This is a genomic window from Vibrio sp. CK2-1 (assembly GCF_021726515.1).
In the GTDB taxonomy this organism is placed as follows: Bacteria; Pseudomonadota; Gammaproteobacteria; order Enterobacterales; family Vibrionaceae; genus Vibrio.
The window spans coordinates 49,053-65,662 of sequence record NZ_JAKKCJ010000003.1 but is presented as its reverse complement, the minus strand read 5'-3'; the positions used below and the strand labels follow the sequence as shown (position 1 = coordinate 65,662).

The following is a 16,610-nucleotide window of genomic DNA, read 5'->3' as shown; positions in this document are numbered from 1 at the left end:
TTTGCTACAATGGCTTTGATTTTTTATAGATCAAAGCCATTTTTATTCTGTGTTAGGAGAAGTTATGTCAATTCACTTGGTGATCATCGATGCCCTCAACCTGATCCGTCGAGTGCACTCTGCACAACCTGATGCCAACGACATTGACCGTACTATCACTACCACCAGCCGAACCCTCAATAAAATTCTAGCCGAATCGCAACCGACCCATATCATTGCGGTATTTGATCATCATCTGCAAGACCGAGGCTGGCGAGCACAAGTCCTACCTAGCTATAAAGAAGACCGCAAGCCAATGCCCGCACCGCTCCTTGCCGGGTTAGAAAAGATCCAATCTGCTTGGTGGGAGCTTGGCATAGATTCATTACTTTCCGATGGCGATGAAGCCGATGACTTAGTGGCAACGCTTGCATACAAGGTCGCATCGGCAGGCGAGAAAGCCACCATCATCTCAACCGATAAAGGCTACTGCCAACTTCTCTCACCCAATATTCAAATTCGCGATTATTTCCAACACCGCTGGTTAGATGCGCCATTTATCGAGCAAGAATTTGGCGTAAAACCCGAACAACTTGCCGATTACTGGGGATTAGTCGGCATTAGCTCAAGCAAGGTTCCCGGCATTCCCGGTATTGGGCCGAAAGCAGCTAAAGAAATATTGCAGCAATATGGCGATATAGAAACCGCTTACGCCGCTGAAGATTTAGTACCTAAATACCGTAAAAAGTTTGATGAACATATTGAGCTTGCGCGCACCTGTAAACGAATTGCAGCGTTACAGACAGATATGAAGCTAGGATTTAATTTGCAGGATGTGAGGTTTGAAAAATAGCGTCGTGGCTCGTAGCTAGGACGCTACGCTGCTCGTATCTCGAAAAAGACAAAACGCCAACAACGGAATTAAATTGTAGCTCGTTTAATCGAAACACGAGCTACGATAAGCGCAGCGCCCAAGAAGCGCAGCGCTCGCTGTAAATTAATATGGCGAAATATTCTTCAAGATCTGCACATGCACGGTGATTTCTTCACGGTCATGGTACAAATGTTTCGCTTGCAGTTTGAAAGGTACATCGTTTTCTTTAAAGAAAATCTTCAAGTTTTCAATGTCTTCCAATACTTCATCGTAACGGCCTTTCATCGGCAGTTTTAAGTTAAAGATCGCTTCTTTGGCTAGACCACGAATCAACCATTCACCCATTAGTTGAGCAACGCGAGATGGTTTCTCGATCATATCGCATACTAACCAAGTAACATTCTTCTTAGCAGGCTCAAATTTAAAGCCATCGGCTGCGTGGTATTTAACCTGACCAGTATCCATCAAGCTTTGCGCCATTGCGCCATTATCCACCGCGTGAACAAACATAGAACGCTTAACTAATTGATACGTCCAACCGCCCGGGCAAGCGCCTAAATCAACCGCCCACATACCTGGAGCTAAGCGTGTATCCCACTCTTCTTTAGGAATGAAAACATGAAATGCTTCTTCCAGTTTCAACGTTGAGCGACTTGGTGCATCAGATGGGAATTTTAAACGTGGGATACCCATAAAAAACTGTGAGTTGTTTTGGGATAATGAGTAACCGACATAGCAATGCCCCGGCGCGACAAAACACACATGTAATACTGGCTTTTTGGCATTATCTTTAGCAAACAAGAAGCCTTTACCACGCATTGCACTACGCATTGGTACGGTGAACTTACGGCAGAATTTCAGTAATTCTTTCGCTTCGTTGGTATCTGGCGTTTCCACACGAATATCACCGCAGGTTGGGAATTTTTCCTGCGCTTCAATCGCCGCTAAAATTGGCGAAATGCGATCTTCTGTCGGCAAATCGGTTAATGCATCTGCCACCGCAATCATCTGGCGAGCAAAGATCAGCGCTTTAAAGTCGAGAAGTTTGATCAGCTTATCCGCATCACCTTCTTGGTAACACTCAAAAAGCACGTAACCCGATTGTTTTTTCACACGGGGAAAACCAAAAATCTCTAAGTTATTGGCTTTATCTTGGATTTCTCCTGCGCATTCTTTTTCAAAACCAGAGCGGCAGTAAAGTAAAACGTGTTTCACAGTGTCACCTTATTTAATCGTAAAACGGATAGAGCAAAGATAATCCAGCCCAACATAAAAAACACACCGCCTAATGGGGTAATTGGGCCAAACCATTTTATTCCTGTTAAAGCCAGCGCATATAAGCTGCCACTGAAACAAAGGATGCCGATGATAAAGCAAATACCAGCATATGCCACACCTTTACGCCCTTTCTCTGAGTATTCAGCTGACGAAGAAGCAGAATTCGGCGCAGTAATCATCAAAATAATTCCACACGCCAACAGCGCAAAAGTATGCCACGCTTGATATTGTACTCCAGTTTTAAACACACCGAGTAGATACTCAGGTAAGCGATGCGATAAACCATGCGCGGCAAAGGCACCGAGTGCCACGGTAACTAGCCCAGAAAACCCAGCAAAGGCGAGAATTTTCTGACCTCTGCATTTTGAAATAGACATAATTTCTCTCTTATTTAGTTTTGCGTATGCTGTTCAATAAAGGCCATCATTTTGCTGACCGCTAATGCTCGATTACCTTGCTCGGTAAAACCGGATTTTACTCTAGGCTTTAAGCTATGATCGCCATCGGGAATGAAATCGACATGAATGGCATCCGAAAAAGCAAATGACTGGCATTCCTCTTTAGTGCCAAAAGTATCGCGCTCACCTTGTAAAATTAACGTCGGTTTAGTGATATTAACTAAATGCTCGCCTTTATAATTCTCAGGCTTACCCGGCGGATGAAAAGGAAAACCTAAACACATCACTCCGGTCACTAATGGATGTTCCGATAAATGACTGGCCATGCGCCCGCCCATCGATTTACCCACCAAAAATAAATGCTGTCCTTCGCGGTGAAAAGCATTAATTTTTTCTTCAAAATCCGCCAATAGTTTCGGGGCACGATCGGGCGGTCTTTTTTTACCATCTTGTGCGCGAGTCACCATATAAGGGAAATTAAATCGCACTACCCGTACTCCGTGAGCCGCTAACTTTTCGGCCATGTCAGACATAAATTCATGATCCATTCCTGCGCCAGCACCATGGGCAAGTAATACCGTCACTGCCGCCTTGTCATCACCATCAATCATGATTTTATGTTGTTGTGACTCTAGACTCATGCTTTCTCCTCAGTATCACTGACACTGCCAATTTCTTCGCCGATTTCATCGAGTAGTTGGTCTTGCTCACTGGCCGCTTTGCTAAGCATCCAATCTCGGAACGTTGCTACGCGCCCAACATCGGCTTGCTTAGTATCACACACCACATAGAAAGCATTTTTACTGATCAAAACTTCATCAAATGGCTGCACTAAACGACCAGAATCTAAATCAGGCTGGGCAAGCACATTATTCACTAGCGCGATGCCCTGGCCATGCATTGCCGCTTGGATCACCATAGTTGAGTGACTGAATATTGGACCGTGATTCACGTTAACGCCTTCAATATCATGCTCTTTAGTAAACTGCTTCCAATATTTACGCGAACTATCATGCAGCAAGGTATGGTTTTTTATGTCGGCTAAACAATTTAATGGCTTACTACCGAGGAGTAGTTGTGGTGAGCAAACTGGGATCAAACATTCTAAATACAGTTTATCCGCACGCACACCCGGCCAATTGCCACGACCATAGTAGATCGCTACATCAACATCGTCAGAAAGCAAGCCTTCATCCATATCGACCGCTTTGATGCGCACATCGATATCGGGCTCTTGAGCATTAAAGTCAGCTAAACGTGGTACTAACCATTGAATGGCAAAACTTGGAGTTAAACTAATGGTCAAGGCGCCTTTTTCACTACGCTCTAACACCTTATCGGTGGCGTCAGAAATCGAAGTAAAAATATCTTTGATATCTAAAAAGTAGCTCTGCCCTTCTTCTGTCAGCAATAAAGATCGATTACGACGTCGGAATAGCTTGATACCTAAAAATTCTTCTAATGCTTTTACTTGGTGACTGACCGCTGCTTGTGTAACAAAAAGTTCTTCTGCTGCGCGAGTAAAACTCAAGTACCGAGCAGCTGCTTCAAACACACGTAATGAATTCAAAGGGGGTAAACGTCTAGCCATAAATCAAACCTTTATTTAGTAGTCAAATAACAGCATTGTTTTAACAACATTATTACGCATTAATTTTTCTCATGCGAAGCATTATAAATTGTCCATTGCTGAAGTGCCATGAAAACTCTATATTTCATCCCACATTAATGAGTTACAGCATTTATTCCAAACCTGTAAATCTGTGATTGACTAATGCTAATGTTGTGTTTGCATTAACTCTTTTGAGTTTTATGACCAATGGTAATACTCCCTCATTACCACTGAGTCCTGATTATTTGATAGTGAATCAAATTTCTGCACAGTTAGATTTATTCTAGCTGTGCTTTTTTTATGCCTGAAAACCATCAAACCAATGTGATTGATAATTTACAGAGATAAAAAAACGCCGACTAAAAAGCCGACGTTTTTGTTTATTCTATCTAGCGTTACGGGCGATAAACCTTCACGTTGTTATAGCCTAAATCTTTAAGATACAAGGCTTGTAAACGGCTCATCACACCACGGTCACAGTACAATAAGTATTGCTTACTCTGATCAAGGTCGCCAAACTGAGTCGCTAACTTATAGAAAGGTAAGTGTTTAATCTCAACACCATCAATTTCTAATGGATTCATATCCTCTTCATCAGGGCTACGAATATCCAGAACGACCGCTTGCTCAGCAATCTCTGCAACTTGTTCTACTTCTGGCGCTTGTTCTTGGCTTTCGGTTTCAATGTCACGGATATCCATCACGCGAGCATTGGCGACCACTTGCTCAAGAATATCGAAGTTGAAATTCAATTCTTCTTTTTCAAGTTTCGCTTTAACCGCTTTCACTGTTGGCTTTTTAGAGATCACGCCACAGTATTCAGGCATCACTTTAGCAAAATCTTCGGTGCCGATTTGACGAGCAACGTTGATAATATCTTCTTTATCCCAGTTAATCAGAGGACGAAGAATCAAAGTATCCGTTACATTATCAATCAAGCGTAGGTTCGTTAGCGTTTGGCTTGATACTTGACCTAACGCCTCACCCGTCACTAATGCTTCAATGCCGAACTTCTCAGCAACCATGCCGCCTGCACGCATAAACATACGCTTAAGCACTACGCCCATTTGGCCGTCATCAACGTTTTCAAGAATTTCAGCAACAACAGGCTCAAAATCTACCGCGATGAACTTCACTTTGGCTGAAGAACCGTATTTCTTCCATAAGAAGTGTGCTACTTGCTTCACGCCGATTTCGTGTGCAGGGCCACCTAAATTAAAGAAACAGTAATGGGTCTTAGAACCACGTTTGATATGTAGGTAACTGGAAACACCTGAGTCAAAACCACCAGAAATTAAGCTCAATACATCTTCTTGAGTACCAAGAGGGAAACCGCCTAAACCTTTATGGCGAGCGATCACTTGGTTTAACTTCTCATTGGCAATTTCTAAATTGACGGTCACTTCTGGCTTAGTCAATTTCACACGAGCAGATTCAACCGCTTGGTTTAAACCACCACCAACATAACGCTCTACTTCAATCGAAGTGAAATCATGTTGACCACGGCGCTTAACACGCACGACAAAGGTTTTCCCTTCGATAAGTTCGCGGCTTTGTTCTAATGCTTGCTCATAGATATTGTGCAGGTCGGTAAACTCAGACTGCAACACTTCAAGCGAGTGATGAATACCTGGCGTGTGCGTAATGATCTCAAGCACTTTATCGTAATATTCATCGCTATTGGCAGCGATTTCGATGTGATCACGACGGTTTAATACCGCAACAGATTCTGTTTCGCGCTGGATAATATTGCGAAGATTACGCTCCAGTGTGCGAGTGAAACGCTTACGAACCGAGTCACTTTTAACAAAAATTTCTGGATGGGGTTTTACAATAAACTTCATATCATGATTCACTTTTTATCGGATTATTCGACATTATGGCTAAATTCAATTCAGATAACGCCAAAACTAAGGCGCAAAATTATACACGACAATTCATCTAGGCGGAATGTATTTCCTCTCTAGCCCCTCTAGGCCACAATTTCCTGCCAATTTTAGGATAAAAAGCAGATTAACCCTTGTTTCACCTCTGCTAGGTCAAATACAATTAGCCCTTTCCAGATCATCTATATAAGCAGAATCCACATGGCGAGCAAAAAACCTGAAAACATGAGCTTTGAAGAGTCATTAACCGAGCTAGATGCCTTAGTTAATCAACTTGAAAATGGCGATTTAGATTTGGAAGACGCATTAAAGAAATTTGAACGTGGTATTGCCCTTGCTCGTTCTAGCCAAACCAAATTAACCGAAGCTGAGCAACGCGTTGAGATTTTGCTAAAAGATGACGATGAGTCAGAACTGATCCCCTTTGACCCTGAAAGTGACATTTAATATGAGCATTTCACTGGCTGACTACCAAGCACGAAATAACCAGCAGCTAAACTTGTGGTTAGATAGTATTCCGCATCAGAATCAAACGCTGACTAAAGCCATGCGCTACGGCTTACTGCTTGGCGGCAAACGTGCTCGTCCGTATTTGGTTTATATCACAGGGCAAATGTTTGGCTTAACTCTAGAGCAATTAGATACACCAGCATCAGCTATTGAATGTATTCATGCTTATTCGCTAATCCATGATGATTTACCCGCCATGGATGATGATGAACTGCGCCGTGGACAGCCGACTTGCCATATCGAATTTGATGAAGCGACCGCGATCTTAACCGGTGATGCGCTACAAACTCTTGCATTTACTATCCTAGCGGAAGGTTGTTTAGCCGAAGTCAGTGAGCCTCAACGTATTCAGTTAATCAAAGAACTGGCCAATGCTTCTGGTTCATTAGGCATGTGCATGGGTCAGTCTCTCGATCTTGAAGCAGAAAATCGCCTAGTCTCTATTGAAGAATTAGAAGAAATCCACAGAAACAAAACCGGCGCTCTGATTAAATGTGCAATCCGTATGGGGGCATTTTGCGCCGGACAAAAAGGCATTGAAGTTATGCCGCATCTAGACCGTTATGCAGAAGCGGTCGGGCTTGCTTTCCAAGTTCAAGATGACATCCTAGATATTATTAGCGACACCGAAACCTTAGGAAAGCCTCAAGGTTCCGATCAAAATTTAAACAAGAGTACCTATCCTGCTCTGCTAGGATTAGAGGGAGCCCAGCAAAAAGCGCAAGACTTGTTACAAGAAGCGCTTCAAGCACTACAGGCTGTACCTTACAATACTCAGTCACTCGAAGAGTTCGCTCGATACGCCGTCGAACGCAGCCATTAAAATACTCTAATTAAGCGCTAAAATTTTATGACTCTTGATATATCAAAGTATCCAACACTCGCACTTGCCAATACACCTGATGAGTTGCGTACCTTACCAAAAGAAAGCTTATCTCCGCTATGTGATGAGCTGCGTACTTATTTGCTCAATTCAGTAAGCCAATCAAGTGGCCATCTCGCATCCGGCCTAGGCACAGTTGAGCTGACTGTCGCGCTTCACTATGTTTATAACACCCCATTTGATCAACTGGTCTGGGATGTAGGCCACCAAGCCTACCCGCATAAAATTTTAACTGGTCGCCGTGAGCTCATGCCAACTATCCGTCAAAAAGATGGCTTACACCCTTTCCCATGGCGCGGTGAAAGTGAATATGACACGCTGTCGGTTGGTCACTCTTCTACTTCAATCAGTGCCGCATTAGGTATGGCGATCAGCGCGCAGAAAGAAGGCAAAGATCGTAAAGTGGTGAGCGTGATTGGTGATGGTGCGATTACCGCAGGTATGGCATTTGAAGCAATGAACCACGCCGGTGATGTGCACGCTGATATGCTAGTGATCTTAAACGATAACGAAATGTCGATTTCTGAGAACGTTGGTGCACTCAACAATCACTTAGCTCAACTGCTTACTGGCAACTTCTACACCTCCATCCGTGAAGGTGGTAAGAAAGTGCTATCGAATGTACCGCCAATTAAAGAGCTGGTACGTAGAACCGAAGAACATCTAAAAGGCATGGTCGTTCCAGGAACCATGTTTGAAGAGCTTGGCTTTAACTACATTGGCCCAATCGATGGTCATGACGTTAAAGAGCTGGTCAAAACATTAAAGAACATGCGCGGCTTAAAAGGCCCTCAGTTTTTGCATGTGATGACCAAAAAAGGCAAAGGCTATGAGCCTGCGGAAAAAGATCCGATTGGTTATCACGGCGTACCGAAATTCAACCCGGAAGAAAGCTCACTGCCAAAAAGCAGCGGTGGTAAGCCCACTTTCTCTAAAATTTTCGGCGACTTCCTGTGTGATATGGCCGCGCAAGATCCTAAGCTCATGGCGATCACTCCAGCGATGCGCGAAGGTTCTGGCATGGTGCGTTTTTCAAAAGAATTCCCACAGCAATATTTTGATGTGGCGATTGCAGAGCAACATGCTGTCACGCTTGCTTCAGGTATGGCGATTGCCGGTCAACACCCGATTGTGGCGATCTACTCAACCTTCCTACAGCGTGGTTACGATCAACTGATCCACGATGTGGCAATCATGGATTTACCTGTGATGTTTGCCATTGACCGTGCAGGCTTAGTTGGCGCAGATGGTCAAACTCACCAAGGTGCATTTGATTTAAGCTTTATGCGTTGCATTCCAAACATGGTGATCATGGCGCCAAGTGATGAGAACGAATGTCGCCAAATGCTCTACACTGGCCATAAACACCAAGGCCCTAGTGCGGTGCGTTACCCTCGCGGTTCAGGTTGTGGTGCTGACATTCAAACTGACATGACAGAACTTGAGATTGGTAAAGGTCGTATCATCAAAGAAAGCTCAGCCAAGAAAGTGGCGATTTTATCTTTTGGTACCTTCTTACCAGAAGCATTAAAAGCAGCTGAAAACCTTGATGCTACTGTTGCCGATATGCGCTTTGTTAAGCCACTCGATAAAGAATTAGTATTGAAACTAGCAGCAGAACACGACGTACTAGTTACCCTAGAAGAGAACGTGATTGCCGGCGGTGCAGGCTCTGGTGTGATAGAGCTTCTCATGCAACGTAAGCAAATTAAACCTGTGCTGCAACTAGGTTTGCCTGATCGCTTTGTCCAGCAAGGCACCCAAGATGAGCTGTATCAAGAGCTAGGCTTGGATGCTAAAGGCATTGAGAAGCAGGTAAAGGCTTATTTGGGTTAAAAACTAAAACAATAAAAAATGGCTCAATACTGGTCACCTCAAAGTGGTGATAGGTATTGAGCCATTTTTGTTTTGATTGACTACTTAGAAATTAAAACTTCGGCGCATCAAAGTTATTTGGTTCATCGGTGTAAACCGCGACATTCGACTTTTCAACTAAACCGCTTTCTGCCACACATTGCTGTTGGAAGAAGTCAGCAATTTCTTGACGTTGGCAGTGAGCTTCAAACGCTTCATTGCTTGCCCAAATTTCATGAAAAGCAATTGGACAGCTTTCACCGCCGGCAAATGGGCTGGTGCGGTGGCGAGTCACGACATATTGCAAGCAACCATCTTCACGTAACGTATTTGGCTCTAGCGCTTGCAGCACGGCAAACAACTCATCTAGTTTGCCTTCTTTTGGTTGAAACTGCGCCACACAATATACTTTCTTAGACATCTTACTTTCCCTTAATAATCGTTATAAATACAAAACCACCAGCCATAAACTGATTGCGGCAAAGACGCCAGCCAGCACATCATCAATCATAATGCCAAAACCACCATGCACATGACGATCGAGCAAACTAATCGGCCACGGCTTCACCATGTCAAAAATTCGAAATAACACAAAACCAATCAGCAAGGTTTGCCAATCATAATGCGGTAGTCCCAGTAAAGGCACTACGCTCATGGTGATCCAAAAGCCGACGAACTCATCCCACACTATTGCGCCATGATCATGAACTTGCATATCATCAGAGGTTTTCTGGCAAATGGTTATGCCAATTAAAGCGGAGATGACGACCACGATACCGTAAGCGATCGGCGGCAACTGAACCAATAATAAATAAAATGGAATAGAAGCTAAGGTTCCCATGGTTCCAGGAACAATTTTTGATAAACCACTACCAAAACCCACTGCTAATAAATGCCATGGATTGGATAACTTAATACGGTCGATAGGGTTTATCTTATCTGGTGTTTGCGACATGTTGCGCCTTATATTGTTGTTATTTTTTGGAGTAGTCTATATTAACTAAAATGGTCAAAGCCTTGAGCCTGTTTGGCCGGATCATCATCTGATAACGCTACCCCATTTCGCACTAGGGTGATATCACAAGGCGAAGCTTCAGCGTTTGCGATAATTCGTCCGATACAAGTTAACTGGCAACCGGCTTTATCTGCGATGTCATTTAACGCCGCTTTATTTTCAGAGGCGACGGTAAAACACAGTTCATATTCTTCACCGCTCTTTAATGCGGCCAGTTGTGCTTGCGATCTATCACCATAAAAGTCAGTGGCTTGCTGCGTGATAGGCAGACTACCAATATCAAGTTGAGCACTCACCTTAGAGCGCTTTAAAACGTGCTTGAGATCGGACATCAAGCCATCGGAAATATCAATACAGCTAGTAGCATGGTTACGCAGTAGTTCAGCGAGTTTAATTCGCGATTGCGCATAAAAGTGACGTGACACCAATTCTTTCGCATGAGGTCTACTCGCATCATCAGGATTGAGAATAACACTTAAGCCGGCCTGACTGTCACCTAGATTACCGCTCACAAAAATCCAGTCGCCTACCTGGGCACCACTGCGTGTCAGGGCTTGGCCTTTCGGCACTAAACCTTGAATAGTAAAAGAAATGCTCAATGGGCCTTTGGTAGTATCTCCGCCAATCAATTGTAAATTATGCGCATCCGCCAACTCGAACATAGCGTCACAAAAAGGTGCTAACCAAGCCTCATCAATTTCCGGCAAACTGATCGCCATGGAAAACCAAGCGGGCGTGGCTCCCATTGCGGCCAAATCACTAATATTCGACATTAATGCTTTATACGCGACGGCGGCTGGATCGGCATCGGATAAAAAATGCGTCCCTAGTACCACAGTGTCGGTACTAATCGCGATCTGATAACCATCGGGCGGTGACACTAATGCACAATCATCACCTAAGGCTAAATCGACATCTTTTCGATTGGCTTGACGATGTGCAAAATATTTATCAATGAGATTAAATTCACCGGGCATGGGGTTACTCTATAACAGAACATAAAAACTGATTATACAAAAAAGGCCAGCACTTGGCTGACCTTTGGTAATAATTCAGAAAATTACTTTTTACGAACGTGCGGTGCAGCTTTATCAAGCACACCGTTGATGAACTTATGACTATCTTCTGCGGCAAAGACTTTTGCTAGCTCAATCGCTTCGTTGATAACCACTTTGTATGGTACATCATCACGCTTAGTCATTTCATACATCGCAAGGCGAAGTAACGCTAATTCCATCATATCCAAATCTTGCATTGGACGAGAAAGGTATGGGCGTAACTTGCTGTCTAATTCCATGTTTGTGTTCACGACACCTGACAGTAAGTCTTGAAAATAAGCAACATCTGTTTCTGGTGCTTTTAAGCTAGGTTCACCTGCATGATGCTCTTCTTCATCATACTTTTCACCGGTTAGAAACTGATGTTCAATAGTTGCCACATTTTCTTTAGTGACTTGCCAAGAATAAATCGCTTGTAGTGCGAATTGACGTGCATTACGACGTGCGGCTGGTTTCACGCGAGCCCCCATTAGGAATTAGATTGCAAAAAATTAGTTAATTTCATTTAGAACGTTGATCATCTCAAGTGCGCTAAGAGCAGCTTCTTGCCCTTTGTTACCAGCCTTGGTGCCTGCGCGTTCAATCGCTTGATCGATTGTATCAACAGTCAATACGCCAAATGCTACTGGAAGACTATATTCCAAAGACACTTGAGCTAGACCTTTATTACACTCACTACATACATAATCAAAGTGTGGTGTACCACCACGGATAACCGTACCAAGTGAAACAATCGCATCGAACTTACCAGTTTTTGCTACACGCTGTGCAACAAGTGGTAATTCAACAGCACCTGGGCAACGAACAACAGTAATGTTGTCATCGCTTACTTGGCCGTGACGCTTCAATGTGTCAATCGCACCTGAAAGTAAACTTTCGTTAATAAAGCTGTTAAAACGAGAAATAACGATAGCAATTTTTGCATTCGGAGCGGCAAAAGCACCTTCGATTACTTTCATAAGTTATCCTTTAACTATTTTCTAGAGAGTGAGAATCGGCGGATTCTACCACAAATTTGTGAGCGATATCTATTGGTAATTCGTTTCTCGTTGCTCGGAAGCTCGTGACTCGAATAAAAGCTTTTTCAAGCAACGAGTAACGAGATTCCGAAAAACGTTATTCGGTTACATAATCCACAACATTTAAGCCGAAACCTGACAATGCGTGGTAACGTTTATCCGACGACGATAATAAGCGCATATCTTTTACACCTAAATCCGCAAGGATCTGAGAGCCTACCCCTACACGGCGTGACGTGCCCTGCTTTTTCGCCATCACTGGCGCTGTAGCATTATCTTGTTGCTCGAATACTTTGACTTTATGAATGATCGATTCTGCGGTTTCTTCTTTACCTAGAATAACTAAAACGCCGCCCTCTTGGTTAATGCGCTGCATTGCCGCATCCAGAGACCAGCTACGATCACTTGAGCGATTCGAATGCAATAAATCCGTGAACGTATCTTGCAAGTGAACACGAACCAAACAAGCATTATCGGTCACATTACCTTTGCGTAGTGCATAGTGAATTTGGTTATCAATCGTATCGCGGTAAGTCACTAGGTCAAACTCACCAAATTCTGTCGGTAATTTACATTCCGCTACACGTTCAATAGTGGTTTCTGTGTTGTTACGGTATTCAATTAAATCTGCGATAGTGCCTAATTTAATGCCGTGTTTTTCTGCAAACACTTCTAGATCTGGACGACGCGCCATAGTGCCGTCATCATTTAAGATTTCCACAATAACAGAAGCTGGCTCTAGACCTGCAAGACGTGCTAAATCACAGCCTGCTTCGGTATGACCTGCGCGAGTTAACACGCCACCATCTTGTGCAGCTAGCGGGAAAATGTGACCCGGTTGTACTAGGTCTGCGGCTTTGGCATTTTTAGCAACTGCCGCTTGAACGGTTACTGCGCGATCCGCGGCTGAAATACCAGTTGTGACACCTTCTGCTGCTTCAATTGAAACCGTAAAGTTAGTGGTGTATTGAGCATTGTTATCTTGCACCATTGGCGGTAAGCCTAGGTTATGACAACGCTCTTTGGTCAGGGTGAGACAAATCAAACCACGACCGTGAGTGGCCATAAAGTTAATCGCTTCTGGCGTGATATGTTCCGCGGCCATGATCAGATCGCCTTCGTTTTCACGATCTTCATCATCCATCAAGATAACCATCTTACCTAGACGAATATCATCAATAATTTCTTTTGAACTGCTAATTGGCATATTGAATTCCTAACTATTCTGCTGATGCTGACTTGGCTGCAAATAACCCGAAAATAAAGTTAAATTAAATTAGGTTAAGCAAAACCATTTTTTTGCAATAAGTCCATAGTAACGCGAGAAGCTGGTGTCTCTTCTTCTTCCGCTTTACCGGTAATTAATCGTTCTAAATAACGGGCGATCACATCAACTTCTAAATTGACTTTTCGCCCAACCACAAAGCTATTCACCGTTGTTTCTTGTGAGGTATGCGGAACAATTGTGATTTTAAAGGCGCTCTTACGCACATCATTGACGGTTAAACTAATACCATCAATGGTGACAGAACCTTTCTCAGCAATGTAACGAGCGAGATGACTTGGTACTTCAATCCAATACTCCATTGCACGACCTATGGGTTGGCGATCGACAATCACACCCACATCATCGACATGGCCAGAAACAATGTGTCCGCCAAAACGCGTCGAAGGTAGCATGGCTTTTTCTAAGTTAACGGACTCGCCCACTTGATACTGTGAAAAGCCAGTGCGCTTTAAGGTTTCTAATGATAAGTCAGCGCTATAACTACCTTGATCAAACTCCACCACCGTCAGGCAAACACCATTAGTTGCGATGCTATCACCTAGGTGTACATCTGACATATCAAGCTTACCGGCATCAACCTTAATGGTGACATCTTCACCTTTAGGAGTAATCGCCAAGATAGTACCGACCGCTTCAACAATTCCTGTAAACATAACGTCTCTTTCTCATTAAATTCTATTTTTCTTGATGGCCGCGGTTAAGCGAATATCACACCCCACCATGCGCACATCTTGAATATCAAGTTCGATCACATCGCTCATAGAGCTTAGGCCACATAGTTGAGTTAAACCACGACCATCGGTGCCCATCAATTTTGGTGCAAGATACACGATCAATTCATCAACACAATTTTGCTCAATTAAACTCGCGGCTAACTGTGCGCCAGCTTCGACCCATATATGGTTAATATTATGCTCATCTGCAAGCTGCTTTAATACGTTTGGCAAATCAAATTGTTGCTCAACCACTTTAGCGACTACCGATTGCTGGCCAGCCTTAAAGGAAGTAGGCACCTCAACAGCTGAATCATGCAAGGTTAGAATCTCGCCTTGCTGTTGCCATAATTTTAAATCAGCACATTCAGAGCCTTGCAACTTAGCTTGTCGATCAAGCACAACTCGTACCGGCTGGCGTAGTGAATCTTGTTGGTAAACCGCTTGAATTGACTCAGGGAGATCTTGCCAGCGAACATTGAGCGATGCGTTATCATCGCTCACCGTTTTGGCGGTAGACAGAATCGCGCCCGATTTGGCTCGGTATGCTTGTACATCTTGACGAGCTTTCGGACCGGTAATCCATTGGCTCTCGCCATTCGCCAGTGCGGTTTTACCATCAAGGCTAGCGGCCAATTTAAGTTGTACAAATGGCATCCCTGTTTTCATTCGTTTAATAAAACCGGGATTGAGATTAATGGCATCCTGCTCAAGCAAACCGACATCCACTTGAATGCCAGCCTCACGCAGCATTTGAATGCCTCTGCCTGCCACTTGCGGGTTGGGATCTTGCATCGCACACACTACCCGAGAAACTTGGGCTTTAATTAATGCTTCCGCGCAAGGTGGCGTACGACCATAATGAGAACAAGGCTCTAAGGTGACATAGGCAGTTGCGCCAGTGGTTTGATCTGCTGCTTGACGCAAAGCATGAACTTCCGCATGGGGTTGCCCTGCTTTAAGATGCGCTCCCTGCCCAATCACAGTCTGCTCTTTGGTGATCACGCAACCAACGTTAGGGTTTGGCGCAGTGGTATAAATCCCTTGCTTTGCCAAGGCGATCGCTTGAGTCATCATTTGATAATCAAAAGCAGAAAACACGGCTTGAGTCATGACTTTATTCCAATATCTGAAAGCAAAACGATTAATCTTCTAAGCGTGCGATTTCTTCGCCAAATTCGCGGATATCTTCAAAGCTACGGTAAACCGAAGCAAAGCGAATATAAGCAACTTTATCGAGAGTTTTGAGTTGTTCCATCACTAGGTTGCCAATCATTTCACTTGGCACTTCACGTTCACCGGTAGCGCGCAATTTCGATTTAATAGTACTGATCGACAATTCAATTGCATCGGCACTGACAGGACGTTTTTCCAGCGAGCGTTGAATACCACCAATCATTTTATCTTCATCAAAAGGTTCGCGATTACCATTGGTTTTTATTACTTTAGGCATCACTAATTCTGCGCTTTCAAAAGTAGTAAAACGTTCACTACAAGCAAGGCATTGGCGGCGACGGCGTACTTGATGGCCATCGGCAACTAAGCGCGAATCAATTACTTTGGTGTCATTTTCAGAACAAAATGGGCAGTGCATCCTCTCTCCCTCGAGTCAGAGTAATTTTTATATTCATTATTATTGCTTTAGTTTATCCGAAATAACTAGGCTTAGCGACTATGCAGCGAGGGCTGGTTCATCATTATCGAATAAATTTTATCCCTAAGTTGAGCAAAGTTTGCGATAAGGTTACACTTAATACAGTTTCAGTGATTGCCTAGCTCCTATTCCATGCGCTCGCAATCATTCACATTTTGGTCCGGTTATTATCTCCACGGATAAATATAGGAAGTAGCAATATGAAATATGTAGGATTAGCAGGGTTGCTAGTATTGGCCTTGTCAGGTTGTTCAAGCACCACTCAAGAAGATAATTACTTAGATGCGTCGTTTGAGCTATGTAACACTGAAGTGAAAGTATTCTCTACTAGCGATGACGGTAAAGTTCGTATCGTTTGTGCTGACGGCTCTAAGTTTGCAATGGACAATGCGAAAACTTTAGACACCATGCGTGACCTAAATGCTTCTTACTGTTCAGGTGAAGGTCTAGGCCAATTTAACGAAAGCTCTCGTTACTACATGTTCAAATGTAAGTCTGGCTCGATGATCAGCATCAACAAAGACGACTAATTCGAGTTTCGAGTTTCGAGTTTCGAGATATAATAAAGCCCCAGTTTGAACTTCAAACT

19 protein-coding genes are annotated in these 16,610 nt (G+C 43.6%); 5 read left to right on the top strand and 14 right to left on the bottom strand.

Translation table 11 applies throughout. The features are described 5' to 3' along the window. The first annotated feature begins 64 nt into the window (after positions 1–64). Entirely contained in the window at positions 65–832 is a 768-nt protein-coding gene (gene xni / locus L3V25_RS08980; RefSeq protein ID WP_237295047.1) for a flap endonuclease Xni, read from the top strand. Positions 833–976: 144 nt separating this feature from the next. On the opposite strand, the gene rlmM is transcribed toward xni, so the two are convergent. The 5 genes from rlmM to thiI all read right to left on the bottom strand — a co-directional run bounded on the left by rlmM (position 977) and on the right by thiI (position 5,985). Continuing rightward, the gene (gene rlmM, locus L3V25_RS08975) at positions 977–2,068 is read right to left on the bottom strand and encodes a 23S rRNA (cytidine(2498)-2'-O)-methyltransferase RlmM (protein WP_027696891.1); all 1,092 of its coding nucleotides are present in this window, start codon (positions 2,066–2,068) and stop codon (positions 977–979) included. Then, positions 2,065–2,508, bottom strand: coding sequence for a DUF423 domain-containing protein (locus tag L3V25_RS08970; RefSeq protein ID WP_237295046.1), 444 nt, complete (start codon positions 2,506–2,508; stop codon positions 2,065–2,067). Before L3V25_RS08970 ends, rlmM begins: the two co-directional genes overlap by 4 nt. Before the next feature lie 14 nt (positions 2,509–2,522). Further along, positions 2,523–3,170, bottom strand: coding sequence for an alpha/beta fold hydrolase (locus L3V25_RS08965; RefSeq protein ID WP_237295045.1), 648 nt, complete (start codon positions 3,168–3,170; stop codon positions 2,523–2,525). Beyond that, positions 3,167–4,120, bottom strand: coding sequence for a transcriptional regulator GcvA (locus L3V25_RS08960; protein WP_237295044.1), 954 nt, complete (start codon positions 4,118–4,120; stop codon positions 3,167–3,169). The genes L3V25_RS08965 and L3V25_RS08960 overlap by 4 nt, the downstream gene beginning before the upstream one ends. Positions 4,121–4,536: 416 nt before the next feature. Then, entirely contained in the window at positions 4,537–5,985 is a 1,449-nt protein-coding gene (thiI, locus tag L3V25_RS08955) for a tRNA uracil 4-sulfurtransferase ThiI (protein WP_237295043.1), read from the bottom strand. A gap of 243 nt (positions 5,986–6,228) precedes the next feature. On the opposite strand from thiI, the gene xseB reads away from it, so the two are divergent. The 3 genes from xseB to dxs are packed head-to-tail and all read left to right on the top strand — an operon-like array spanning position 6,229 to position 9,256. Further along, positions 6,229–6,474 carry an exodeoxyribonuclease VII small subunit gene (gene xseB / locus L3V25_RS08950; protein WP_237295042.1) on the top strand — a complete coding sequence of 82 codons (246 nt, stop codon included), beginning with the start codon at positions 6,229–6,231 and terminating at the stop codon, positions 6,472–6,474. Position 6,475: 1 nt separating this feature from the next. Continuing rightward, positions 6,476–7,360, top strand: a complete 885-nt coding sequence (gene ispA / locus L3V25_RS08945; RefSeq protein ID WP_237295041.1) for a (2E,6E)-farnesyl diphosphate synthase — start codon at positions 6,476–6,478, stop codon at positions 7,358–7,360. A gap of 27 nt (positions 7,361–7,387) precedes the next feature. Next, positions 7,388–9,256, top strand: coding sequence for a 1-deoxy-D-xylulose-5-phosphate synthase (dxs, locus tag L3V25_RS08940; RefSeq protein WP_237295040.1), 1,869 nt, complete (start codon positions 7,388–7,390; stop codon positions 9,254–9,256). 91 nt (positions 9,257–9,347) lie between these two features. Here the strand turns inward: dxs and L3V25_RS08935 are convergent, their stop codons facing one another. The 9 genes from L3V25_RS08935 to nrdR form a co-directional block, all read right to left on the bottom strand. Continuing rightward, on the bottom strand, positions 9,348–9,695 hold the full coding sequence (locus tag L3V25_RS08935) for a putative quinol monooxygenase (RefSeq protein ID WP_237295039.1): 348 nt from the start codon (positions 9,693–9,695) through the stop codon (positions 9,348–9,350). A 21-nt stretch (positions 9,696–9,716) separates the two neighbouring features. Further along, positions 9,717–10,229, bottom strand: a complete 513-nt coding sequence (gene pgpA / locus L3V25_RS08930) for a phosphatidylglycerophosphatase A (protein WP_237295038.1) — start codon at positions 10,227–10,229, stop codon at positions 9,717–9,719. Between the two features lie 41 nt (positions 10,230–10,270). Next, positions 10,271–11,266 carry a thiamine-phosphate kinase gene (gene thiL / locus L3V25_RS08925; protein ID WP_267135460.1) on the bottom strand — a complete coding sequence of 332 codons (996 nt, stop codon included), beginning with the start codon at positions 11,264–11,266 and terminating at the stop codon, positions 10,271–10,273. 83 nt (positions 11,267–11,349) lie between these two features. Beyond that, positions 11,350–11,817, bottom strand: a complete 468-nt coding sequence (nusB, locus tag L3V25_RS08920) for a transcription antitermination factor NusB (RefSeq protein WP_027696880.1) — start codon at positions 11,815–11,817, stop codon at positions 11,350–11,352. A 21-nt stretch (positions 11,818–11,838) separates the two neighbouring features. Beyond that, positions 11,839–12,306 (bottom strand): 6,7-dimethyl-8-ribityllumazine synthase, encoded by a 468-nt coding sequence (ribE, locus tag L3V25_RS08915; RefSeq protein ID WP_027696879.1) that lies wholly within the window; start codon positions 12,304–12,306, stop codon positions 11,839–11,841. Positions 12,307–12,463: 157 nt separating this feature from the next. Further along, entirely contained in the window at positions 12,464–13,573 is a 1,110-nt protein-coding gene (ribBA, locus tag L3V25_RS08910; protein ID WP_144388656.1) for a bifunctional 3,4-dihydroxy-2-butanone-4-phosphate synthase/GTP cyclohydrolase II, read from the bottom strand. A gap of 74 nt (positions 13,574–13,647) precedes the next feature. Continuing rightward, positions 13,648–14,307 (bottom strand): riboflavin synthase, encoded by a 660-nt coding sequence (locus L3V25_RS08905; protein WP_237295037.1) that lies wholly within the window; start codon positions 14,305–14,307, stop codon positions 13,648–13,650. Between the two features lie 15 nt (positions 14,308–14,322). Further along, positions 14,323–15,480, bottom strand: coding sequence for a bifunctional diaminohydroxyphosphoribosylaminopyrimidine deaminase/5-amino-6-(5-phosphoribosylamino)uracil reductase RibD (gene ribD / locus L3V25_RS08900; RefSeq protein WP_237295036.1), 1,158 nt, complete (start codon positions 15,478–15,480; stop codon positions 14,323–14,325). Between the two features lie 31 nt (positions 15,481–15,511). Next, entirely contained in the window at positions 15,512–15,961 is a 450-nt protein-coding gene (gene nrdR / locus L3V25_RS08895; protein ID WP_027696875.1) for a transcriptional regulator NrdR, read from the bottom strand. A gap of 260 nt (positions 15,962–16,221) precedes the next feature. On the opposite strand from nrdR, the gene L3V25_RS08890 reads away from it, so the two are divergent. Beyond that, positions 16,222–16,551 (top strand): hypothetical protein, encoded by a 330-nt coding sequence (locus tag L3V25_RS08890; protein WP_089123403.1) that lies wholly within the window; start codon positions 16,222–16,224, stop codon positions 16,549–16,551. Positions 16,552–16,610 lie beyond the last annotated feature (59 nt).